Raw genomic sequence first — 21,073 nt, 5'->3', positions numbered from 1 at the left:
TTTGTCTCCTTTTGGGTTGTTTTTGGGCAATCAGCGGAACCACTGCATCGGAACCAGGACCAGTTCCGGGAAAAGCACGAGCAGGAAAAGCACCGCCGTTTCGGCCAGCATGAAGGGCCAGACGCCGCGGATCACCTCTTCCATGCTGACCTTGCCGACGCCGGCCGCGACGTTGAGCACGACACCGACCGGCGGCGTGATCATGCCGATGGCGTTGTTCATGATGAACAGCACACCGAAGTAAACCGGATCGATACCGGCTTCCTTGCAAATCGGCAGCATCACCGGGGTCAGGATGAGAACGCTCGGGATGAAGTCGAGCGCCGTGCCGACCAGGACGACGACCAGCATCATCACAGCCATGAGCAGCTTGGGACTGTCCATGAACGGCGCAAAGATGACCTTCAGCTGGCCCGGGATGTCGGCAACGGTGATCAGGTAGGCCGAGACGAAGGCAGCCGCGACCAGGAACATCACCACGGCCGTCGTTTTTGCGGTGCTCAGCAGGGCGTGGTAGATCTTGGCCGGGGTCAGTTCGCGATAGACGAAGGCGCCCACCACCAGGGCGTAGAAGGCGGCTACGACGCCGGCTTCGGTGGGGGTGAAGATGCCGCCCTTGAGGCCGCCGACGATGATCACCGGCAGCACCAGCGCCCATACACCGGCCCCCATGCGCGTCAGGCGCTGCACCACGCTCATGCGGGGGCGAATCTGGGCTGCATCGCGCCGCGATACCCACCACCAGGTCAGGACCAGCGACAGCGCCATCAGCATGCCGGGAAAGATGCCGGCGATGAACAGCTTGGTGATCGACACGCTGCCGGCGACGCCGAAGATGATGAAGCCGATGGACGGCGGGATGACCGGCGCGATGATGCCGGCCGAGGCGACCAGCCCCGCCGAACGGGCCGTGTTGTAACCGGCGTCGCGCATCATCGGGATGAGCAGGGCGGCCAGGGCCGCCGTGTCGGCCACCGCCGAACCGGACAGGCTGGCCAGGATCAGCGCCGAGACGATGGTCACATAGCCCAGCCCGCCGCGAATATGGCCGACCCAGGCATTGGCCATGTCGACGATGCGCTTCGACAGGCCGCCTGCATTCATGAACTCGCCAGCCAGGATGAAGAAGGGCACGGCCATCAGGACATAGTTGTCGGCGCCGGAGATGACGTTTTGCGCCAGTATCTGGGCGTCGAACTGGTCCATGAAGAACATCAGCGCGGCGCCGCAGACGAGCAGGGCGAAGGCGATGGGCATGCCCAGCGCCATGGCGGCGAGCAGCGAGCCGAGGAAGACGGTGAGCGTCATGCGGTTTTTCCTTCGCGGCGGCTCGTATCCGTTTCCACGTCGGCCACGGCGCCCTCGATCATGTCGTCCGTATGGCGGACCATGACGATGTTGGCTTCCTGTTCGCCATGCACCAGCGCCTGGAAGATGTTGTAGAAGATGCTGACGATCAGCCCCAGCGCAGCGGCAATGCCTGCGGCGTAGAGCACCGCGTAGGGAATCCCCGAGACCGGCATGGTGTTGTCGAGGTTGATCCCGGCCTGTTTCAGGCTGCCCCAGAAGAGCAGGATGCACATCAGGATCATCAATACCCCGGAAATCAGGATGCAGGCCTGCCGACCGCCGTGGGGCAGGCGCCTGACCAGCGAGTCCACACCGAGGTGGGCGTGCTCGCGAGAGGCCAGGATGGTGCCGAGGAAAGTCAGCCAGACGAAGAGCAGGCGGGATATCTCTTCGGAAAACACCAGTCCGGAGTTGAAGCCGTAGCGCAACACCACATTGCCCAGGACGAGTATGCCCATCGCCGCCAGGCACAGGGCGATACAGACTTCCAGGGTGCGGGTGACCCACAGGGTCAGTCGGTCGAACACGGTTTCTCCTCCTTCATGCCAGCGTGGTTGCCAGGCGTGCCCGGCAGCCGCGCGTCGTCTGGCTGGCGGGCGACGCTCATTCGGCGTAGCTGCCGTCGTGCATCCAGCGGGCGTGCTGGGGCGCCTTTCTGGTCTTGTCCCACTCGTTGAGCATGTCCCACTTCACGTCGTCGAGCATCTTTGCCATCTTCGGCGTGCCTGTATTGGCGGCCAGCTCCAGGCGGTGACCCGAAGGGTCGAAGAAGTAGATGGATTTGAAGATGGTGTGGTCGGTCGGGCCGACGACCTCGATACCGTCGGCTTCGAGCCTGGCCTTGGTTTCGAGCAGATCGTCGACGCTGCCGACTTCGAAAGCCAGGTGCTGGGTCCACGCCGGGGTGTTCATGTCGCGGCCCATGGGCGGCTTGGTCGGCAGCTCAAAGAAGGCGAGCACGTTGCCGTTGCCGGCGTCGAGGAAGATATGCATGTAGGGGTCCGGTTCCTTGGTGGAAGGGACCTCGTTTTCGGCGATGGCGAGGATGAAGTTCATGTTCAGGTACTTGCCGTACCACTCCACGGTTTGCTTGGCATCCTTGCAGCGGTAGGCCACATGATGGATTTTCCGGATTTGCATGTTCGTCTCCAATCGATTCGGTGAGGCGCCGGATCGCGGCCGGCACGCTTTCCCCATGGGGAATGAGTTCATTAAAAGTGAATCTGATCTATCATACAAACGGTTTTTTCATATGTATTTATGAGGTTTTCCGATGAGTGTCACCCTTCGCCAATTGCGCGCCTTTGTCGCGGTGGCACGTACCGGCAGTTTCACCGTCGCCGCCGAAAGCCTGTTCGTGACGCAGTCGGCACTGTCCGGGCTGATCAAGGAACTGGAGCAGGTGCTCGGGCTGCGCCTGGTGGACCGCAGCACGCGCCGCACCCATCTGTCCGATGTGGGGCGCGACCTCTACCCGCTGGTGGACAAGATCCTCCACGATCTGGACGGAATCCTCGCCGAGGTGGCCGAGCGGAAGGCGCTGAAGACGGGGTTGGTGCGCATCGCGACGCCGCAGTTGATGGCCTCGACCCTGCTGCCCGAGGTGATCGTCGCCTACGGCGCCGAGCATCCGGACATCCGCATCAAGCTGGTCGATTGCGCGGTGGAGAGCGTCATTCCCCGGGTCTTTTCCGGTGAGGTCGATTTCGGCATCGGCCCGGAGCGCGACCCCAATTCCGATATCGCTGCCACGACACTGCTCGAAGGCGCGTTCATGGCCGTCTATCCGCCGGGCCATCCCTTGGGCGAATTACCGGCGATCCGCTGGTCCGACCTGGCGGACCATCCCTTCATTTCCCTGCAGGGGCAATTCACCGAACGCCTGTCGGTGGACCTGCGGGCAGCCGTGCGCGGCCCCAACCTGACGCCGACCAACGAGGTGGCCTTCATGTCCACTGCGCTGGCCATGGTCAGCGCCGGTCTCGGGGTGACCGCCTGCGTGCCCTATGCCGCGCCGTTGGTCGAACTGTACCGCCTGGAGATGCGGCCGCTCGTCGATCCCGTGGTCAGCCGCCGGTTTTTCGTCTTTACCCGCAACGGGCGCACCTTGTCGCCGGCCGCCGAGAATTTTCGCGACTTTCTTTTCGATTACGTGGCGGCGCACCCCTCGCTCTCGCAATGATGGCGGCACGCGGTAATGCACCCTGCTGGCCCCAGCATGCACTTGCTTGGTGCAGCCGTATTGTGGGCTCGGGTCGATTCTGTCGATAAAACAAGGATTTAAAATGCTGGCACGCTGATTGCGAATAGTGCCCCGAAGCAGCGAATCCACCGCCAACGAAGGCGGTCCGATGGCAACGACGTCATGCGCTGAAAAATATTTGCACCGCAAGGTGCGCGCAACGTTGGAGCCCAAACATGAGCAACCCCCCCGTCAAGCCCCGTCTGGTCCTGATCGGTAACGGCATGGCCGGTGTCCGCACCGTCGAAGAACTGCTGAAGATCAAGCCGGATCATTACGACATCACCATTTTTGGTGCCGAACCCCACCCCAACTACAACCGCATCCTGCTCTCGCCGGTGCTGGCCGGTGAAATGGGGATCAAGGACATCATCCTCAACGAGCTCGACTGGTATGCCGAGAACAACATCAAGCTGCACACCGGCAAGCAGATCAAGACCATCGACCGTATCAAGCGCAAGGTCATCGCCGACGACGGCACCGAGGAAGAATACGACCGCCTGCTCATCGCCACCGGCTCGACGCCCTTCATGCTGCCGGTTCCCGGCAACGACCTGCCGGGCGTCATCGGCTATCGCGACATCAAGGACACCGACGAGATGATAGCGGCGGCAACCAAGCACAAGCACGCGGTCGTCATCGGCGGCGGCCTGCTTGGCCTGGAAGCGGCCAACGGCCTCAAGCTGCGCGGCATGGACGTCACCGTTGTCCACCTCGGCCCGTGGTTGCTCGAGCGCCAGCTCGACGAAGTCGCCGGCAAGATGCTGCAGAAGTCGCTCGAGGACAAGGGCCTCAAGTTCCTGCTCGAAACCCAGACCGAAGCGCTGATCCAGGGCGAGTCCGGCCGTGTCGCGGCGATTCGCTTCAAGGGCGGCATGCAGATTCCGGCCGACCTCGTCGTCATGGCCGCCGGCATCCGCCCCAACTACGCGCTGGCCGAATCCTCCGGCATCTACTGCAACCGCGGCATCGTCGTTAACGACACGATGCAGACCTACGATCCGAAGGTTTACGCCGTTGGCGAATGCGTCAGCCACCGCGGCATCGCCTATGGTCTGGTAGCCCCGCTGTTCGAGCAGGCCAAGGTCGCCGCCAATCACCTGGCCGGCTACGGCATCGGTCGCTATACCGGCTCCGTCACCTCGACCAAGCTCAAGGTGACCGGCATCGACCTCTTCTCGGCCGGCGACTACATGGGTGGCGAGGGCACCGAGGAAATCGTCCTCAACGACCCCTACGGCGGCGTGTACAAGAAGCTGGTCATCAAGGACAACAAGCTGGTCGGCGGCGTGATGTACGGCGACACGGCCGACGGCCCGTGGTATTTCCAGCTGCTCAAGGACAAGCGCGACATCCACGAAATCCGCGATTCGCTGATTTTCGGCCAGTCGCTGGTCGGCGACGTCGGCCATGCCGGCAACAGCAAGGCGGCCGAAATGGCCGATTCGGCCGAGGTCTGCGGCTGCAACGGCGTGACCAAGGGCAGCATCGTCCAGGCGATCAAGGCCAAGGGGCTGTTCACGTTGGACGAGGTCAAGAAGCACACCAAGGCAGCGTCTTCCTGCGGCTCCTGCGCCGGCCTGGTCGAGCAGATCCTGGCGTCGACCATCGGCGGCGCCTACACCCCGGCGGCGCTGGATACCAAGCCGGTGTGCGGCTGTACCGACCATTCGCACAAGGTTGTCCGCGAAGCCATCTTCAGCCAGCACCTGACCAGCAAGGAAGCCGTGTTCAAGGCGCTGGAGTGGAAAACCCCCAACGGCTGCGACAAGTGCCGCCCGGCGGTGAACTACTACCTGATCTCCAGCTGGCCGCACGAAGCCAAGGATGATCCGCAGTCGCGCTTCATCAACGAACGCGCTCACGCCAATATCCAGAAGGACGGCACCTATTCCGTTGTGCCGCGCATGTGGGGCGGCCTGACGACGCCGGCCGAACTGCGCGCCATCGCCGACGCGGCCGAGAAATACAAGGTGCCGACCGTCAAGGTGACCGGCGGACAGCGTATCGACCTGCTCGGCGTCAAGAAGGAAGACCTGCCCGGCATCTGGGCCGACCTCAACGCTGCCGGCATGGTCTCCGGCCACGCCTACGGCAAGTCGATCCGAACCGTGAAGACCTGCGTCGGCGCCGAGCATTGCCGCTTCGGCACCCAGCTGGCCATGGACATGGGCGTCAAGCTGGAAAAGATGCTGTTCGACATGTACGCCCCGCACAAGGTCAAGCTGGCCGTTTCCGGCTGCCCGCGCAACTGCGCCGAAGCCGGTATCAAGGACGTCGGCGTGATCGGTGTCGATTCCGGCTACGAGCTGTACATCGGCGGCAACGGCGGCATCAAGACCGAGGTCGCCCAGTTCCTGTGCAAGGTGAAAAGCGATGAGGAGGTCATGGAGTACTCAGGCGCCTTCCTGCAGCTCTACCGCGAGGAAGGCTGGTATCTGGAGCGCACTTGCCACTACATGGAGCGCGTCGGCCTCGACACCATCAAGAGCAAGATCCTCGAGGACGAGGAAGGCCGCAAGGCGCTCTACGCCCGCCTGCTCGATTCGCTGAAGGATGCCAAGGACCCGTGGGACACCTCACGCGAAGCGCAACCGATCAAGCAATTCATCCCGATCAGGCTCGAAGCCTGATCAACGGAAAAGGAAAGAACATGAGCAACTGGAAACTGATCTGCAAGCTGGACGACATCCCCCAACTCGGCTCGCGCGTCGTGCAGCGCCAAACCGGCGGCGACATCGCCATCTTCCGTACCTCCGACGACGGGGTGTTCGCCCTGCACGACAAGTGCCCGCACAAGAACGGCCCGCTGTCGCAAGGCATCGTGCACGGCAAGCGCGTCACTTGCCCGCTGCACGGCTGGAACATCGGCCTGGACGACGGGCATGCCGTGGCACCGGATGTCGGGTCGTGCAGCACCTTCCAAGTCAAGGTCGAGGACGGTGCCGTTTACCTGGCGGTATGACGCAGCCTCGTTTGGGCGGGCCATATCGGCGGTCCCGCCGGGAACAGCCATCCGGCTGAGGTGGGGAGCGCCGGCTGCCGGGTCGGTCAGCGCAGGTTGGTTGCCACCCACTGGCGCAGACGCGCTTCCGGCACCATGCCGGACACTGCCTCCAGGCGGTGTTCGGCATCGTAAAAATGCGTGCGCGGCAGCTCGCCATACCAGCGGCGGTCGATATCCATGCGCAGCCGTTCCGGAATCGGGTCGGCAAATACCCACTGTGGCGCCTTGTCCAGGCCGTATTGCGCAGCGAGGCGCCGGGTTTCCGGCCCATCCTCCGGCGTGTCAGCCGCCACCAGGACGATATTCAGGCCGGGATGGCGCCGTTTCAGGGCGCCCAGGGTCTTCAGCTCGACCGGGCAGTGCGTGCAGCCGACGGACCAGAAGGCAACGATCAGCGGCTTGCCGGCATGCGCAGCCTGTATTTCCTTGAGGCTGCCGACGACAAACGGGCGCGGTCCTTCCGCGGCCTGCACGGCCCAGGCGAGACTGCCGACAAGCAGGCAGGCCAGCAAGCGAGCGACATGTCCCATCACGGCACCTCGCGCAGATCGATGATGCGTACGCCGGCCGCCGTTCCCCAGGCGACCAGCGGCTGGGTGGCGCCTTGCACGAAGAGCGGCAGGTCGGTCGCGCCTTCCGCTTCGGCCACCGTAGCCGGTGCCGACCAGGTTTCGCCGCGATCGGATGATTGCATGCGGCGCAGACGATAGTGTTGGCCGTCAAATTCGCGCCACGCCACGGCCACCTGCTTGTCGTCGGCAAATACCGTCGGATGGCCGGCCTGCGCATCGAGATCGCCAAACGGCAGGGCGGGGCCGAACTGCCCGCCGTCCGCGTAGCGGTAGAACAGGCCGGGTTTCCTGGCGCTGCCGGTGAACCAGACGTAATGACGGCGTCCGCCGGCATCGATCGCCAGATCGCCGCCGTGGTGCGGGCAGGCGCTGATTTCCCAGCCATCCTCGCTGGCCCGCAATACCGGCGCCCCGGGTTTCAGGACGGCAGTCGCAAAGTCGCGCACGCCACCGGCAAACAGATGCCGCCATTGCGCCACGGTGCTGCCGTCCGGCCCGATGGCGAGACCGATGCGGCAGCACTCGCAGGTGTTGTCGGCGAGCTTGGCGTTGGCCGTCCAGGTCTTGCCGAAGTCGCTCGATGTCGCGTAGTACACGCTCGAACCCGCATATTTGCCACCCTTGCGGGTTGCCGCACTACGTTCCCGACCGTCGAGCCAGGCTATTGCCAGATTGCCCTGGCGATCCATCTTCATGGCGTTGAAGCCGTGGCCGATTTCCTCGCGGTTGTCGTTGACGATCACCGGCGGCGCGAAGCTGATCCCGCCGTCTTCGGAGCGGGCCATGCGGACATGACCGGTATGCAGCTTGGGCTGCGCTTGCGACCAGGAAACGACGACCACCTCGCCATGCACGGCGATCAGCGGCCGGCTCTGGCCATCCGCCAGAATGGCTTCCGGCTGCGCATTCACCTTGCCGATTTCGGTGAAACGCTTGCCGCCATCGGTCGAGCGCGAAAGCCAGAGCTGGCCTTGGCGCATGTCGACCGACCACAGCCGTCCCTGCTCGTCCGCTGCCACGGAAACCGCGCTCCCCTTGGCTGCCGCCAGGCGTTCTTGCCAGTGGCGGGCCATCGGTGTGGCAGCCGGGTGTTCATGGGCGGATGCGGGCAGGGCGCTTGCCCCCAGCATGCAGGCGAGCGCCAGGCTTGGCAGGCGAAAGATCAGTTTTACCATTTACCTTGAATCCCGACGGTGAAGATGCGCGGCAGGCCGGCCGTATAGCTGGCGATGGTGCCATCGACCCCGGCCGTCTCGGCATAACGCTTGTCGAGCAGGTTGTTGATGCCACCCCAGATTTCAAACTGGCGCGTCACAGGGTAGTTGGCCCGCAGGTGGAACAAGTCGTGACCGGCGTATTTGAGCGTATTCGCCTGATCCTGCCAATAGCTGCCCAGCTTCACCCATTCCAGCTGGACGCGGCCGCCGTTCAGGCTGGCCGGCCGGTAAGTCAGGCGCGTGTTGGCCATGATCCTGGGGGCGGCCTCCATCTCCTTGCCGCTGTAGTCGGTGGTGCCACTAACGATCCACTTCTCGTAGCGGTGCCGGGCATGGGAGAGGCTGACATCGGCACGCCAGGCCTCGGCCAGCTGGGCGCCCAGGCCCAGTTCGACGCCGCGGTGCTCGGTCTGGCCGGCGTTGACCACGCGCCGCTGGTTGGTCGCCGGGTCGGTGTAGCTGACGATGTCGTCCTTCTTGGTCATGTAATACGCTGCGACTTCGTAGTTGAAACGCCCCTGTTTGCCGCGCAGGCCGATTTCATAGCTGTCGACAATGACCGGCTTCAACTGCAGCAGCGATTCGGCGGCGGTCTGCGCCTTGAGCGCCGTGCTCTCGCGGCTGCCGCGGAAGACCTGGCTTTCGGACGGGGTCCGGAATGAATTGCTGTACGACGCGTAGACGTTCAGGTTCTTGTCGAAGGCGTAGTTGACTGCCAGCTTCGGACTGAGATGCGAGTAGCCGATTTTGGCGCTTGCCGCGTGCCCGTAATAGCCGCCGGCCGGGAAGGGGCCGCCGACCCCTTGTGTCGCCGAGGCAGTGCCGCCGTTGAAGGTGTTGGTGTAGTTGTACTGCATATCGTCGTAACGCAGGCCGGCGGTGATGCGGAGTTTCTCGAGCGGGCTGATCTCGCCGTGCAGGTAGGGCGAGATGCTGCGATAGACGACATCGTATTTGTAGATCTTGACCGGTGCCGCGCTGTTGAGCGCATAGGTCTTGCCGCCGAGGGCATTGGTGGTCTGGGTGAGGCGGATCGAATCCTCGTCGCGTGAACCGGGACTGAGATCGTAGTCAAGGCCGATGATGATCCGGGTCTGGAGTGCTTCGAAGTCGCGGCGATATTTGCTCAGGAAGCCGAACGACTGGCTTTCCGAGACGTAGCGGCTGGGGTCGTAGCTGACCGACCAGTTGGGAATGATTTCCATCCGGTTATCCCGGACGTATGGGGTAATCGACAGCAGCGAGTTTTCGCCTTCCTTTTCGTAGGTCGTGGACAGCCGGAAAGCATCCACCTTGCGATACGAGAAGGGCGTGTTGTTGCTGCGCGGCGCTTCGTTGTATTCGCGCGTCGTCAGATTGCCGACGTGTTGCTGGTTGATCGAGGACACGGCGACGATGGTCTTGAGTAGCGCATCGTCGCCCAGGGCGCGGTCCCAGCGGAAATTGCCGGATTGGCGTTCATAGCCTGCGTCTTTCTGCCAGCCGTCGTTCTGGGTCAGGTTCAGGCTGGCGCGCCAGGCATTGTCGCCCACCGCATCGCCGCCGCTGATCAGCGAACGCTTCCAGCCGTAGGAACCGACTTCCGCGCTGGCCTCGAACTCCGCCTGGCGCGGCGGCGTACGGGTCAGCACGTTGATCGAGCCGCCGATCGCGTCCGAACCGTAGAGGGCAGTACCCGGTCCCTTGCTCACCTCGATTCCGCCGGACTGGGGTACGTTGATCTCGTACAAGGCGTTGTGATTGAAGAAGCCGGTTGGGCGGGTCGGGATGCCGTCTTCCAGGTAAAGATACAGCGCGCCCGTGGTCAGCGGCTGGCGAATGGCCGTCGAGTGTCCTTCGCCGGAAAGATTGCTGACCCATACGCCGGGCATCTGGTTCATGACCTGGCTGGGGTGGCTCGGACGCTGGTCGCGGATGGTTTCGGCTTTGACCGCATGGATGGTCTGCGGCGTTTCCGACAGCAGGCGCGCTTCGCGCGTGCCGGTGACCGTGACCTCGCCCAGTGCCGTCGTTTCCTCGGCAGCCATGACGGCGGCGTTCAATGAAAACAGGGCGGTGAGCAGCGCGGCAATCGGCGTCGGACGAAGAGGCATGGTTCGGTACTCGGAGAAAAATGGTCGCCGCCGATCTTAATCAAAGCAGTCTCTCGCACCGTGCGACATATCGTCGCACTTCTTCGGCAAATGATTGGTTTTCTTGAGGTATCTCAATTTCAGTGAAAAAAATCATCTTTTGTGCCGATTTCCCGGTCCTGGAGCGGTGCCGGAAAGGTATTTGAACAGCTTTCCGGTCAGTCACCTTTTCTCGGCAGCTGCCCGCACCGAAATGGCGATGCGCGCCTTGTTTTGGTGCGCCCCGCTTGAATCGTTGTCTTGATTGTCGATATGAATCAGTTGCTTGCGCTTGTGGCATGCGACTTGCGACGGATGCAGCATCGCAGCGATCGGACCGCCAACGGGGGCGGGGTCATGGCAACGATGTCATGCGCTGACACCAGTTATCTCCTTTAACAGCCGCTCCCGCGGTCCATCCAGGAAACTGCCCCATGGACAAGAAATCATTCCTGCAAGCCGGCCACACGCCCACGTTGCTGGCCGCCTTTCTCTATTTCGATCTCGCCTTCATGGTGTGGGTGTTGCTCGGCCCGCTCGGTGTCGGTATCGCCAAGGATCTCGGCCTGTCGCATGCCGAAAAAGGCTTGATGGTCGCCACCCCGGTGCTGGCCGGCGCCTTGCTGCGCATCGTCATGGGCATCCTGGTCGACCGCCTGTCGCCCAAGAAGGCAGCCATCATCGGCCAGATCATCGTCATCGGTGCCATGCTCTATGCCTGGCTGGTCGGCGTCCATAGCTACGCCGAAGTGCTGGTTCTCGGTATTTTCCTCGGCGTTGCCGGTTCCTCCTTTGCTGCCGCGCTACCGCTCGCTTCGCGCTGGTATCCGGCCGAACACCAGGGCACGGCGATGGGCATCGCCGGCGCCGGCAACTCGGGTACGGCGCTGGCTGCCCTGTTCGCGCCCGGCCTGGCCGCCGCTTTCGGGTGGACCAATGTTTTCGGCATCGTGCTGATTCCGCTGGTCATCGTGCTGATCGCCTTTGTCTTCATGGCCAAGGATGCACCGGATGCGCCACCGCCCAAGACCCTGGCCGAGTACCTGAAGGTGCTCAAGGACAAGGATGCCTGGTGGTTCATGTTCTTCTACTCGGTGACCTTCGGCGGTTTCGTCGGCCTGGCTTCCTCGCTGGTCATCTACTTCAACACGCAATACGGTCTCGACCCCAAGATGGCGGGCTTCTTTACCGCCGGTTGCGTCTTTGCCGGTTCGCTGGTCCGCCCGATCGGCGGCAACGTGGCCGACCGCATCGGGGGCGTCAAGTCGCTGTCGGTGATGTACGTGTTCGCCGCCATCTTCCTGGCCATCGTCAGCTTCGGCCTGCCGGAAGCCTGGATGGCGCTGGTCGTCTTCGTCTGCGCCATGCTGTCGCTGGGCATGGGTAACGGCGCGGTGTTCCAGCTGGTGCCGCAGCGCTTCAAGAAGGAAATCGGCGTGATGACCGGCCTGGTCGGCATGGCCGGCGGTGTCGGCGGCTTCTACCTGGCTTCCAGCCTGGGCTATGCCCGCCAGATGACCGGCAGCTATCAGGCCGGGTTCCTGATCTTCGCCGCGCTGGCGGTGCTGGCGCTGGTTGGCCTGACCGGCGTGAAGACCCGCTGGCGCACCACCTGGGGTGCCAGCCACCTGACGACGGCAAAGATCTGACATAGAGTAGCCATACAGACCGAATCGGGGAGCCTGTGCTCCCCGTTTTCTTGGGGAAGAACATGCCACTACAGGTTGCCGTCGGCCATGCTTCGCTGACCGGACCGCGCGAACGCAACGAGGATTATTGCGGGATCGCCACGCCGACCGGGCTGGAGCTGGACAATAAGGGCATGATCGCCGCCGTGGCCGATGGTATCGGCGGCCACAGGGGCGGGCGCGAGGCGGCGGAATACACCGTGCGCGGCCTGCTCGCCGACTACTACGCGACGCCGGATACCTGGTCGATTCCGCGTGCGGTCGAAACGGTGTGCACGGCGCTCAACCGCTGGGTCATCGCCGAGGGCAGCCGCAACACCGAACTGACCGGCATGGCGACGACGCTGTCGGCGTTGGTGCTGCGCGGCACGCGCTACTACACGGCGCATATCGGCGACAGCCGCATCTACCGGCTGCAGGGCGGGCAGTTCCAGCAGCTGACGGTCGACCACACCTGGGAGCACCCGGAGCTGAACAACGTGCTGTCGCGCGCCATTGGCCTCGACCCGCGCGTGCTGCTCGATTTCGCCGACGGCGATCTTGCGGTGCACGACCGTTTCTTGCTGATTTCCGACGGCGTTTATGGCGTGCTGCCGGATGCCCTGATGGCCGAAGTGCTGCTCGATCACCCCGAGCCGCAGGCCGCGGCCGCCGCGCTGACCAGCCTGGCGGTGGCGCAGGGCGGGCACGACAATGCGACGGCCGTGGTCGTCGATGTGCTGGCGCTGCCCACGGCCAACCTGCGCGATTGCCTGGAGAGCGAAGCGCACCTGTCGGTGCCGCGCAAATTCAAGGTCGGCGAGGAAGTCGACGGGCTGGTGGTCGAGGACATCCTGCACGATGCGCGCGAAACCCTGCTCTACCGCGTGCGCAACCCGCGCAACGGCCAGCAGCTCGTGCTCAAAACCCTGCAACCGACGCTGGAAGGCGACGCGCCGGCCATCGCCGGCCTGCTGATGGAAGCCTGGCGCGCCCGGCGGGCGATTTCGCCGTGCTTCCCGCAGATCGTGCCGCACGAGCAACGCAGCTGCCTGTATTACCTGATGACCTGGCATGCGGGGGCGACCCTGCAGGCCCGGCTCGATGCCGACCAGCATTTCCCGGTGGGCGATGTCGTGCGCCTCGGCGTCGCGCTGCTCAAGGGCATCGCCACGCTGCACCGGCTCGACATCCTGCACCGCGACATCAAGACCGATAACCTGCACCTCGGCCAGGATGGCGTGCTGCGCATCCTCGACCTCGGTGTCGCCCTGAGCCTGGCCGAATTGAAACCGGGCGAAGTGCCCGGCCCGGCTGGCACGCCATCCTACATGGCGCCCGATCTGTTCGAAGGCGCCGCGCCGGAGAAAGGCTTCGACCTCTACAGCGCCGGCGTCGTGCTCTACCACCTGCTGACGCGCAAATATCCCTACGGTGAGATCGAGCCCTTCCAGAAGCCGAAATTCGGCGAACCGGAACGCCCGACCCGCTGGCGCACCGAAATCCCCGGCTGGCTGGAAAATATCCTGCTCAAGGCCGTGGCGCGCGAGGCCAAGGATCGCTTCGAAACGGCTGAGGAATTCCTGCTCGCGCTGGAACGCGGCGCCTCGCGCCCGATCTCAGCCCCGCGCCGCCAACCGCTGGCCGAACGGAATCCGCTGAAGTTCTGGAAGTTGGTTGCAGCCGGGTCGCTGGCGCTGAATTTGATCCTGTTGCTGCTGTTATTGCATTAAGTGGCACTGCTGCGGTGCACCGGCCAAAATGGGCAAAAACCGGCCGGTGCTCCTGAGACGCTTACGGCCGTTCGCCGGCTGCCAGACGCCGCTCAATGTCATCCAGCACCGGCAGCAAATCAGCCACGCTGTCGATCACGTAATGTGCGCCGGCGGCCAGGTGTTCGCCTCGGACGCGTTGGCGGATGGCGTCGAGTTCGGTCGGCGAGGCGGCGGTGAAGGCGGCGGGCGTCAATCCGGCCGGGGCGCCGGAGAGCGCCAGGCCGACGGTCCACATGCCGGCGTTGCGGCCTTCCTCGATGCCGGGGCGGGTGTCGTCCACCTTGACGCAGCGGCGCACGTCGGGAATGGCCAGGGCGAGCAGGTTGGCCAGCGCCATGTAGGCGCCGGGGCGGCCGCCGGCCGGCAGTTCGTCGCCGGCCACGGCATGGTCGACGACGATGCCGGCGGCTTTGGCCAGCGGTAGCACGACTTCCATGACTTGGCGCGGGTAGCCCGAGCAGGAGCCGATTTTCAGCCCGCGCTGGCGCAGCGCGGCGAGGGTGTCGATGGCACCCGGAATGGGGGCGGAGTATTCGCCGACCTTGGCGATCTGCATCGGCATGAAGCGTTCGTAGATTTGGTCGATGTCGGCTTCGCTCGACGAGCGGCCGAATTTGGCCTGCCATTGCTGCTGGATTTCCGGCAGGGCGAGCAGCGACTGGATGTGGTGGCGCTTGGACAGCCCCATCGGGCCGCTGGCCTGGGCCAGGCTGACGGTAATGCCGAAGGTGGCGAAGGCGTCGACGAAAATCTGGGTCGGGGCGAGGGAGCCGAAATCGACCAGGGTGCCGGCCCAATCGAAGATCACTGCGGCGAGTTGCTTGTCGGACATGTTGTCTCCGGAAAAATAGTGGGGTCAGCCCGAGCGCTTTTTCGCCCGGGTGGCGGCGCAGGCGTTAAGGAATTCGGGCGAGAAGGGATCGAATTGGCCGGCCCGCGCCGGGGCGAAGCCGGCGGCGAGATCGGCCGGCAGGAAGCCGGGGCGGTCGCACACCAGGTCGGCGATGAAACGTCCGACGCCGCCGGAAAAGGCGATGCCGTTGCCGTTGCAACCGGTGGCGACGAACAGCCCGCCAATGTCGGGATGGCGGCCGAGAATCAGGCGGCCGTCCGGCGTGTAGTTGCTTGGGCCGGTGATGTAGTGGGCGATGCCCAGGCTTTCCAGCTTGGGGAAATAGGGCAGCAGATAGTCGGCGCCTTCGGCCAGGTTGTTCCAGCCTTCGGCATCGTACGGGTCGAAGACGAAGCCGGCGAGGTCGGCCGGCAGCGTGCGCGGGTCGGCGGCGACCGGCGTTTTCTCGCGCACGCCGAAAAGCAGGGCGCCGACTTCCGGTCGGGCGTAGGCGCGGATTTCCGGCAGCAGCACGATGGCTCCGTCGCGCGGGAAACAGTCGGCCGGCTCGCTGATCCAGTACTGGCTGCGCACCGGAGCCATCGGCAGCGGCAGGCCGAGCGGCACTGAGAGCAGGTTGGCCCAGGCGCCGGCGGCGTTGATGACGATGCTGGCCGGCAACAGCGTGCCGTCGGCCAACTCGACGCCCTGCGTCTGTCCGTCGGCGTGGCGGATGGCGCGCACGTCGGAGTCCTGCCGCAGCTTGACGCCGAGCTGGCCGGCGGCGCGCTGGTAGGCGGTGGACAACAGGTAGGGCTCGACGAAGCATTCGTCCGGGAAGAAGACGGCGCAGGCCGCCTGCTCGGGCGCCAGCCAGGGGGCGCGGCGGGACACGGCGGTGCGGGCGGCGTCGCCTTCCAGCCATTCGCCGGCGATGCCGAAGCGGGCGGCGTGGGTGGCGATGGCACGCAAGGCGTCGGCCTGCGTGGCCGGGCCGGCGTGCAGGGCACCGACCGTGCGGCGGCCGACGTCTTCGGCGAATTCATCTTCCAGCGTGGCGATGGCGCGGAAGGTTTCCTGGACCAGGGCGATCAGCGCCGGGTCGTCGCGCACCTGGGTGACCAGGGCGGCGGCGCGGCTGGTCGCACCGCCGGCCGGCTGGCCGCGTTCGAGCAGCAGCACGCGCTCGCCGAGGCCGGCGCGGGCGAGGTGGAAGGCAATGCTGGCGCCGAAGATGCCGGCGCCAACGATCAGGATGTCGCGTTGCATTGGTTTTTTGCCTTTTTCAGCCGTGCACCGCAGCAGTGACCGAAACGCCCATTTCACGCAGCGTGGCGCCGACGGCGTGCACCACCTTGGCGACGTCGTGGGTGTCGAGGGCGCCGATGCAGCCAACGCGGAAGGTCTCGACCTGGGTCAGCTTGCCCGGATAGAGGATGAAGCCCTTGTCGCGCACCTTGGCATAGAAGGTCTTGAAGTCGTAGGCCGGGCTGGCCGGGGCGTGGAAGGTGACGATGATCGGCGCCTGCACGGCCGGGTCGAGGAAGGGTTCGAGGCCGAGGCTGCGCATGCCGTCGACCAGGGCGCGGCAGTTGGCAGCGTAGCGTCCGCCGCGGGCAGCCAGGCCGCCTTCCTCGGCGTATTGGGCGAGGGCCTCGTGCAGCGCGACGACGACGTGGGTCGGCGGCGTGAAGCGCCATTGCGTCGTCTTCTGCATGTATTGCCACTGGTCGTGCAGATCCATGGCCAGCGAGTGGCAATTGCCGGCGGCGGCTTCCAGCGCGCTGCGGCGGACGATGACGAAGCCCATGCCGGGCACGCCTTCCAGGCATTTGCCGGAAGCGGCGACCAGTGCGGTGATCGGCGTGCTGCGCAGGTCGATGTCGAGGGCGGCGAAGGAGCTCATCGCATCGACGATCAGCTCCCGCCCCTGGCGGGCCACGGCGGCGGCGATGTCGGCCAGCGGGTTGAGGATGCCGGTGCCTGTTTCGCAATGTACCTGCGCTACGTGGGTGATCGCCGGGTCGGCGGCCAGCGCGGCTTCGATGGCGGCCGGGTCGGCCGGGCAGTCCTCGGCAAAAGGCAGTTCGACCGCCTGGCGACCGAGGTAGCCGAGAATCTTCAGGATGCGCGCGCAGTAGGCGCCGTTGTTCGGCACCAGCACCTTGCCGCCCTTGGGCACCAGCGTGCCGAGCGCCGCCTCGACCGAGAAGGTGCCCGAGCCTTGCAGCGGCACGCAGACGTGGCTGGCCTCGCCGTGGGCGATGGCCACCAGTTGTTGGCAGACCTCGCCGGTGATGCGGTTGAAGGCGGCATCCCAGGAACCCCAGTCGTGCAGCATGGCCTGTTTGGTGCGCAGCGAGGTGGTCAGTGGGCCAGGGGTGAGGAGCAAGGGGTCGCGGTCGATGAGGTTCATATTCTCTCCGTGAGTGTTGTTATTGCGTGTTCAGCAGCGCAGGCCGCGCCAGGCCTGGCGGCGCTTGAACAGCAGGTGGGTGATCAGGGAATAGGCGAGGCTGGCGCCGGCCGTGGTCAGCACGATCAGCGTCGCCATGGCGGCGGCCGCGCCCAGTTCGCCGGCTTCGTCCAGGTTCAGGATGGAAACCGAGGCCGGCAGGGTCTGCGGCGAATAGATGAAGACCAGCGCCGACACCGTGGTCATGGCGTTGATGAACAGGTAGCGGGCGATTTCCAGCACCGCCGGCAGGCAGACCGGCAGCGTCACCCGCCACAGGGTGACGAAGGGCGAGACCTTGAGCGAGGCGGACACTGCCTCGAACTCGCGGTCCAGGCTCTTCAGCGCGGTCAGCGCTGTCAGGTGGCAGGCGGTGTAGTAATGCACCACGTTGGCCGCGACCATGATGGTCAGCGTGTGATACAGCCCGTTCAGCGGGTTGTCCGGGTGGTTGAAGAAGAGGATGTAGCCGATGCCCAGCACCAGGCCCGGCACGCCCATCGGCAACGCGGCCAAGGCGCGGATGCCGGCGCCGACCGGGCCACTGCCGGCCGGCGTCTTGTCGAGCAGCCAGGCGGCGAAGAAGATCAGCGGCGTGCCGCAGAGGGCGGTGAGCAGCGCCATCTTCAGGCTGTTGGTGTAGGCCTCCAGCACGCCGGCTTCGCCCAGGCCGAAGACGTAGTGGTCGAAACTCATCTCCAGGTTGTAGGGCCAGAAACGGACCAGCGAGGTGTAGGCCGCCATGCCGAGCACGGCCAGCATGGCCAGCCCCATGGCCAGGCAGAAAACGAACAGCGGCCAGTCGCGGCGGCGGTCCGGGCGCGGCGTGTAGGGCACCGAGCGGGCGCTCAGGCCGGCCTGCTGGCGGCGTTGCAGTTGCCAGTCGACGATGAAGGCGAGCAGCACCGGCAGCAGCAAAACCAGCGCGACGACGGCGCCGCGTCCGAAATTCTGCAGGCCGACGGCCTGGATGTAGATTTCGACGGCGAGCACCTGATAGTTGCCGCCGATCACCTTGGGAATGCCGAAGTCGCTGATGGCGTAAGCGAAGACCACCATGGCCGCGCTGATCAGGCCGTATTTGGCGCTGGGCAGCGTGATGGTGACGAACTTCCGCCAGCGCGAGGCGCCCATCGAGTCGGCCGCTTCGTAGAGCCGGGCGTCGGCTGTGCCGAGGGCTACGGTGAGGATCATGAAGGCGTGCGGAAAGGCGGCGAACACCGTGGCCAGCACGATGCCGATCGGGCCGTAAACGCTGTGGCCGAGCAGCCAGGACTTGAGCGGCCCCTGGTTGCCGAACCACTGGATGAAGGCGAGGGCGCCGACCAGCGACGGCCCGAGCAGCGGGGCGAGGCCCAAGGTGCGCCAGACGGCGCGACCGGGCAGGCACGCACGCTGCAGGGCGTAGGCGTAGAGGAAGGCAAGCGGCACGGTGATGGCGGTTACCGCCAGCCCGATATGCAAGGTGTTGGCGATGGCAGTGCCGATGCCGGGCGTGTCGGCGAATTCGATAAAACGGGCGAGGCCCCATTGCCCTGCGTTGTCGCGCACGCTACCGATGAGCAGGGCGCCGAGCGGCAGCAGCAGGAAGAGCGCGAGCAGCGCGGCGGCCAGCCAAAGCAGCAGGGTCGGCAGCTTGCCGGCGAAGCGGTCGATCAAGGAGTCGCCGGTCAGGGTGGCGGCACGCATCAGGCGGTTTCCGGGAAAGGCAGCAGGGCCTCGGGCGGGATGGACAGGCGGAGCAGGGCGCCGGGTTGGATTTCGCGGCCGCGCAGGTAATTGGTGGCGAATTGCACCTGTAGCGCGAGGGCCGGTGCGGCGTCGGGCACCACCGTGACCAGCGAATACGAGCCGAGGAATTCCGCCTTGCGTACCTCGGCGTAGAAGGAGTTGCGTGCGTGATCGAGGATTTCGCACAGGCGGATATCCTCGGGACGAACGTAGAACCGCGTCGGGCCGCTGCCCGCCCGGCCGTTGTAACGCAGATGCAGGCCGTCGAAATCGGCCGTGCCGTCAGCGCCGACGGTACCGGCCAGGACGTTGGCGCGGCCGATGAAGTCGGCGACGAAGGCATTGGCCGGCTGGCTGTAGATGGATTTCGGGTCGCCCACCTGTTCGATGTGGCCGCGCTGCATGACGATGACGCGGTCGGCCATGGCCAGCGCTTCTTCCTGGTCGTGGGTGACCATCAGCGTGGTGACGCCGAGGCGTTTCTGCAGGTTGCGGATCTCGCCACGCAGGCGGACGCGCTCGATGGCGTCGAGCGCCGACAGCGGTTCGTCGAGGAGCAAAAGATCGGGCGAAGTGGCCAGCGCGCGAGCCAGGGCGATGCGCTGTTGCTGGCCGCCGGAAAGCTGGGCCGGATATTTTTCCTGCGTTCCCGGCAGGCCGACCAGAGTGAGCATTTCCTCGACGCGCCGGCCGATCAGGTGCTTGTTGTGGCGATTGACGCGCAAGCCGTAAGCCACGTTGTCGGCCACGCTGAGATTGGGAAACAGCGCGTAGGACTGGAAGACGATGCCGTAATCGCGTTTCGCCGCGGGCAGCCGGGAAATATCCTGGCCGGCGTGGACGATGCGGCCGCCATCCTGGTATTCCAGGCCGGCGATGGTGCGCAGCAGCGTGGTCTTGCCGCACCCCGAGGGGCCGAGCAGGACGACGAATTCGCCTTTTTCGACATCGAGTTCGATGGCGTCGAGGGCGGTGAATTGACCGAAGCGCTTGTGCAGCGCGCGAATTTCCAGATGAGCCATGCGGATTGCCCGGTTGACGCCCCGGCCGGAGCCGGGGCAGGGATGATTACTTCTTGGCTTCGGACTTGGCGGAATAGCGTTTCTGCCATTCGCCGAGGATGGCGTCGCGGTTCTTGCCCATCCAGACGAAGTCGTTCTTGACCAGGCGCTGCTCGTAGTCGGTCGGCACGTGCTGCAGGCGGGTGGCGATGCCGGGGATCGCGGTAATGGCGAAGTTCTTCGCATACAGCTCGTTGGCTTCGCGGGTGCTCGCCCAGTCGGCCAGCTTCCTGGCAGCATCCAGTTTCCCGGTTCCCTTGACGATGGCGATGGATTCGACGTCCCAGCCCAGCCCTTCCTTCGGGTAGATGATGTCAATCGGCGCGCCCTTGCTGCGCACGGCGTTGGCGCGGTATTCGAAGGCGATGCCGACCGGGAATTCGCCGTTGCCGGCCATCACGCAGGGCTTGGAGCCGGAATGGGTATACACGGCGATGTTCTCGTGCAACTTGTCCATGTAGTCCCAGCCGCCCTTCTCGCCGAAGGTCTGCAGCCAGGCGGTGACGTCGAGGAAGCCGGTGCCCGAAGAGTTCGGGTTGGGCATGACGATCTTGCCCTTGAATTCCGGCTTCAGCAGGTCCTTCCAGCTTTCGATGCGGGGCAGGCCCTGCTTCTGCATCTCGGCGACGTTGTAGCAGATGGCGGCGCCCCAGACATCCATGCCGACCCAGCTGGGCACGGCGGCGGCATCACGGTAGCGCGGGTTGATCGCCTTCAGGTTGGCCGGTGCGTAGGGCTGCAGCATCTGCTCGCGGTCGAAGACGACCATGCTGGAGGCGGCCACGCCCATGATTACGTCGGCGACCGGCTTGGCCTTCTCGGCCAGCAGCTTGGCGGTGATGATGCCGGTGGAATCGCGCGTCCACTTGATTTCGATGTCCGGGTAAGACTTGTTGAAGGCTGCCTGATAGGCCTTCAGTTGATCGGTTTCAAGCGCCGTGTAGACATTGAGTACGGTCTTGTCGGCATGGGCCGGAAGGCAGAATGCCGCCGAGATGCCGGCAGCGGCCAGGGCGCGGGCGATGAGCTTCAGGGACATCGGAAATTCCTCCA

General features: G+C 64.9%; 18 protein-coding genes. 5 read left to right on the top strand and 13 right to left on the bottom strand.

Annotation, left to right across the window (positions count from 1 at the left end; translation table 11 throughout):
• Window positions 1-30: 30 nt before the first annotated feature.
• The 3 genes from AB6Q56_RS12320 to AB6Q56_RS12310 all read right to left on the bottom strand — a co-directional run bounded on the left by AB6Q56_RS12320 (window position 31) and on the right by AB6Q56_RS12310 (window position 2,490).
• Window positions 31-1,308, bottom strand: coding sequence for a TRAP transporter large permease subunit (locus AB6Q56_RS12320; RefSeq protein WP_434513467.1), 1,278 nt, complete (start codon window positions 1,306-1,308; stop codon window positions 31-33).
• Window positions 1,305-1,877, bottom strand: coding sequence for a TRAP transporter small permease (locus AB6Q56_RS12315; RefSeq protein WP_434513466.1), 573 nt, complete (start codon window positions 1,875-1,877; stop codon window positions 1,305-1,307). Before AB6Q56_RS12315 ends, AB6Q56_RS12320 begins: the two co-directional genes overlap by 4 nt.
• A gap of 76 nt (window positions 1,878-1,953) precedes the next feature.
• Window positions 1,954-2,490: a VOC family protein gene (locus AB6Q56_RS12310; RefSeq protein WP_434513465.1), complete on the bottom strand. Its 537-nt coding sequence runs from the start codon at window positions 2,488-2,490 to the stop codon at window positions 1,954-1,956.
• A gap of 133 nt (window positions 2,491-2,623) precedes the next feature.
• Between AB6Q56_RS12310 and AB6Q56_RS12305 the strand changes: the two genes are divergently transcribed.
• The 3 genes from AB6Q56_RS12305 to nirD all read left to right on the top strand — a co-directional run bounded on the left by AB6Q56_RS12305 (window position 2,624) and on the right by nirD (window position 6,557).
• Entirely contained in the window at window positions 2,624-3,532 is a 909-nt protein-coding gene (locus AB6Q56_RS12305; protein ID WP_434513464.1) for a LysR family transcriptional regulator, read from the top strand.
• Between the two features lie 236 nt (window positions 3,533-3,768).
• Window positions 3,769-6,225 carry a nitrite reductase large subunit NirB gene (nirB, locus tag AB6Q56_RS12300; RefSeq protein ID WP_434513463.1) on the top strand — a complete coding sequence of 819 codons (2,457 nt, stop codon included), beginning with the start codon at window positions 3,769-3,771 and terminating at the stop codon, window positions 6,223-6,225.
• A gap of 20 nt (window positions 6,226-6,245) precedes the next feature.
• Window positions 6,246-6,557, top strand: coding sequence for a nitrite reductase small subunit NirD (gene nirD, locus AB6Q56_RS12295; protein WP_434513462.1), 312 nt, complete (start codon window positions 6,246-6,248; stop codon window positions 6,555-6,557).
• 86 nt (window positions 6,558-6,643) lie between these two features.
• On the opposite strand, the gene AB6Q56_RS12290 is transcribed toward nirD, so the two are convergent.
• The 4 genes from AB6Q56_RS12290 to AB6Q56_RS12275 all read right to left on the bottom strand — a co-directional run bounded on the left by AB6Q56_RS12290 (window position 6,644) and on the right by AB6Q56_RS12275 (window position 10,823).
• Complete coding sequence (locus AB6Q56_RS12290; protein ID WP_434513461.1) at window positions 6,644-7,129, bottom strand: TlpA disulfide reductase family protein; 486 nt, start codon at window positions 7,127-7,129, stop codon at window positions 6,644-6,646.
• Window positions 7,129-8,346, bottom strand: coding sequence for a sialidase family protein (locus AB6Q56_RS12285; protein WP_434513460.1), 1,218 nt, complete (start codon window positions 8,344-8,346; stop codon window positions 7,129-7,131). The genes AB6Q56_RS12290 and AB6Q56_RS12285 overlap by 1 nt, the downstream gene beginning before the upstream one ends.
• Entirely contained in the window at window positions 8,340-10,481 is a 2,142-nt protein-coding gene (locus AB6Q56_RS12280) for a TonB-dependent receptor (protein ID WP_434513459.1), read from the bottom strand. Before AB6Q56_RS12280 ends, AB6Q56_RS12285 begins: the two co-directional genes overlap by 7 nt.
• Window positions 10,482-10,682: 201 nt before the next feature.
• A complete protein-coding gene (locus tag AB6Q56_RS12275; protein ID WP_434513458.1) occupies window positions 10,683-10,823 on the bottom strand; it encodes a hypothetical protein in 141 nt (46 codons plus the stop codon).
• A gap of 110 nt (window positions 10,824-10,933) precedes the next feature.
• Between AB6Q56_RS12275 and AB6Q56_RS12270 the strand changes: the two genes are divergently transcribed.
• Both AB6Q56_RS12270 and AB6Q56_RS12265 read left to right on the top strand, forming a co-directional pair.
• Window positions 10,934-12,148 carry a nitrate/nitrite transporter gene (locus AB6Q56_RS12270; protein WP_434513457.1) on the top strand — a complete coding sequence of 405 codons (1,215 nt, stop codon included), beginning with the start codon at window positions 10,934-10,936 and terminating at the stop codon, window positions 12,146-12,148.
• A 62-nt stretch (window positions 12,149-12,210) separates the two neighbouring features.
• Window positions 12,211-13,899, top strand: a complete 1,689-nt coding sequence (locus AB6Q56_RS12265; protein WP_434513456.1) for a protein kinase domain-containing protein — start codon at window positions 12,211-12,213, stop codon at window positions 13,897-13,899.
• Between the two features lie 61 nt (window positions 13,900-13,960).
• Here AB6Q56_RS12265 and phnX read toward each other — a convergent pair whose 3' ends face one another.
• From phnX to AB6Q56_RS12235, 6 genes are read right to left on the bottom strand one after another with little or no spacing between them, the layout of a single operon-like run.
• Window positions 13,961-14,773, bottom strand: a complete 813-nt coding sequence (gene phnX / locus AB6Q56_RS12260; protein ID WP_434513455.1) for a phosphonoacetaldehyde hydrolase — start codon at window positions 14,771-14,773, stop codon at window positions 13,961-13,963.
• Between the two features lie 24 nt (window positions 14,774-14,797).
• On the bottom strand, window positions 14,798-16,042 hold the full coding sequence (locus AB6Q56_RS12255; protein WP_434513454.1) for an NAD(P)/FAD-dependent oxidoreductase: 1,245 nt from the start codon (window positions 16,040-16,042) through the stop codon (window positions 14,798-14,800).
• Between the two features lie 16 nt (window positions 16,043-16,058).
• Window positions 16,059-17,189, bottom strand: coding sequence for a 2-aminoethylphosphonate--pyruvate transaminase (locus AB6Q56_RS12250; RefSeq protein ID WP_434513453.1), 1,131 nt, complete (start codon window positions 17,187-17,189; stop codon window positions 16,059-16,061).
• A 30-nt stretch (window positions 17,190-17,219) separates the two neighbouring features.
• Window positions 17,220-18,917: a putative 2-aminoethylphosphonate ABC transporter permease subunit gene (locus AB6Q56_RS12245; protein WP_434513452.1), complete on the bottom strand. Its 1,698-nt coding sequence runs from the start codon at window positions 18,915-18,917 to the stop codon at window positions 17,220-17,222.
• Complete coding sequence (locus tag AB6Q56_RS12240; RefSeq protein ID WP_434513451.1) at window positions 18,917-19,981, bottom strand: putative 2-aminoethylphosphonate ABC transporter ATP-binding protein; 1,065 nt, start codon at window positions 19,979-19,981, stop codon at window positions 18,917-18,919. The genes AB6Q56_RS12245 and AB6Q56_RS12240 overlap by 1 nt, the downstream gene beginning before the upstream one ends.
• A gap of 46 nt (window positions 19,982-20,027) precedes the next feature.
• A complete protein-coding gene (locus AB6Q56_RS12235; RefSeq protein WP_434513450.1) occupies window positions 20,028-21,059 on the bottom strand; it encodes a putative 2-aminoethylphosphonate ABC transporter substrate-binding protein in 1,032 nt (343 codons plus the stop codon).
• Window positions 21,060-21,073 lie beyond the last annotated feature (14 nt).

Source organism: Dechloromonas sp. ARDL1, from assembly GCF_051122455.1.
In the GTDB taxonomy this organism is placed as follows: domain Bacteria; phylum Pseudomonadota; class Gammaproteobacteria; order Burkholderiales; family Rhodocyclaceae; genus Azonexus.
This window is presented reverse-complemented; position numbering and strand designations above follow the sequence as displayed.

Excerpts from the sequence above, each read along its gene's own strand:
- AB6Q56_RS12320 (WP_434513467.1), bottom strand. The coding sequence starts at position 1,308 with ATGACGCTCACCGTCTTCCTCGGCTCGCTGCTCGCCGCCATGGCGCTG.
- AB6Q56_RS12310 (WP_434513465.1), bottom strand. The coding sequence starts at position 2,490 with ATGCAAATCCGGAAAATCCATCATGTGGCCTACCGCTGCAAGGATGCC.
- AB6Q56_RS12305 (WP_434513464.1), top strand. The coding sequence starts at position 2,624 with ATGAGTGTCACCCTTCGCCAATTGCGCGCCTTTGTCGCGGTGGCACGT.
- nirB (WP_434513463.1), top strand. The coding sequence starts at position 3,769 with ATGAGCAACCCCCCCGTCAAGCCCCGTCTGGTCCTGATCGGTAACGGC.
- nirD (WP_434513462.1), top strand. The coding sequence starts at position 6,246 with ATGAGCAACTGGAAACTGATCTGCAAGCTGGACGACATCCCCCAACTC.
- AB6Q56_RS12290 (WP_434513461.1), bottom strand. The coding sequence starts at position 7,129 with ATGGGACATGTCGCTCGCTTGCTGGCCTGCCTGCTTGTCGGCAGTCTC.
- AB6Q56_RS12285 (WP_434513460.1), bottom strand. The coding sequence starts at position 8,346 with ATGGTAAAACTGATCTTTCGCCTGCCAAGCCTGGCGCTCGCCTGCATG.
- AB6Q56_RS12280 (WP_434513459.1), bottom strand. The coding sequence starts at position 10,481 with ATGCCTCTTCGTCCGACGCCGATTGCCGCGCTGCTCACCGCCCTGTTT.
- AB6Q56_RS12275 (WP_434513458.1), bottom strand. The coding sequence starts at position 10,823 with ATGCTGCATCCGTCGCAAGTCGCATGCCACAAGCGCAAGCAACTGATT.
- AB6Q56_RS12270 (WP_434513457.1), top strand. The coding sequence starts at position 10,934 with ATGGACAAGAAATCATTCCTGCAAGCCGGCCACACGCCCACGTTGCTG.
- AB6Q56_RS12265 (WP_434513456.1), top strand. The coding sequence starts at position 12,211 with ATGCCACTACAGGTTGCCGTCGGCCATGCTTCGCTGACCGGACCGCGC.
- phnX (WP_434513455.1), bottom strand. The coding sequence starts at position 14,773 with ATGTCCGACAAGCAACTCGCCGCAGTGATCTTCGATTGGGCCGGCACC.
- AB6Q56_RS12255 (WP_434513454.1), bottom strand. The coding sequence starts at position 16,042 with ATGCAACGCGACATCCTGATCGTTGGCGCCGGCATCTTCGGCGCCAGC.
- AB6Q56_RS12250 (WP_434513453.1), bottom strand. The coding sequence starts at position 17,189 with ATGAACCTCATCGACCGCGACCCCTTGCTCCTCACCCCTGGCCCACTG.
- AB6Q56_RS12245 (WP_434513452.1), bottom strand. The coding sequence starts at position 18,917 with ATGCGTGCCGCCACCCTGACCGGCGACTCCTTGATCGACCGCTTCGCC.
- AB6Q56_RS12240 (WP_434513451.1), bottom strand. The coding sequence starts at position 19,981 with ATGGCTCATCTGGAAATTCGCGCGCTGCACAAGCGCTTCGGTCAATTC.
- AB6Q56_RS12235 (WP_434513450.1), bottom strand. The coding sequence starts at position 21,059 with ATGTCCCTGAAGCTCATCGCCCGCGCCCTGGCCGCTGCCGGCATCTCG.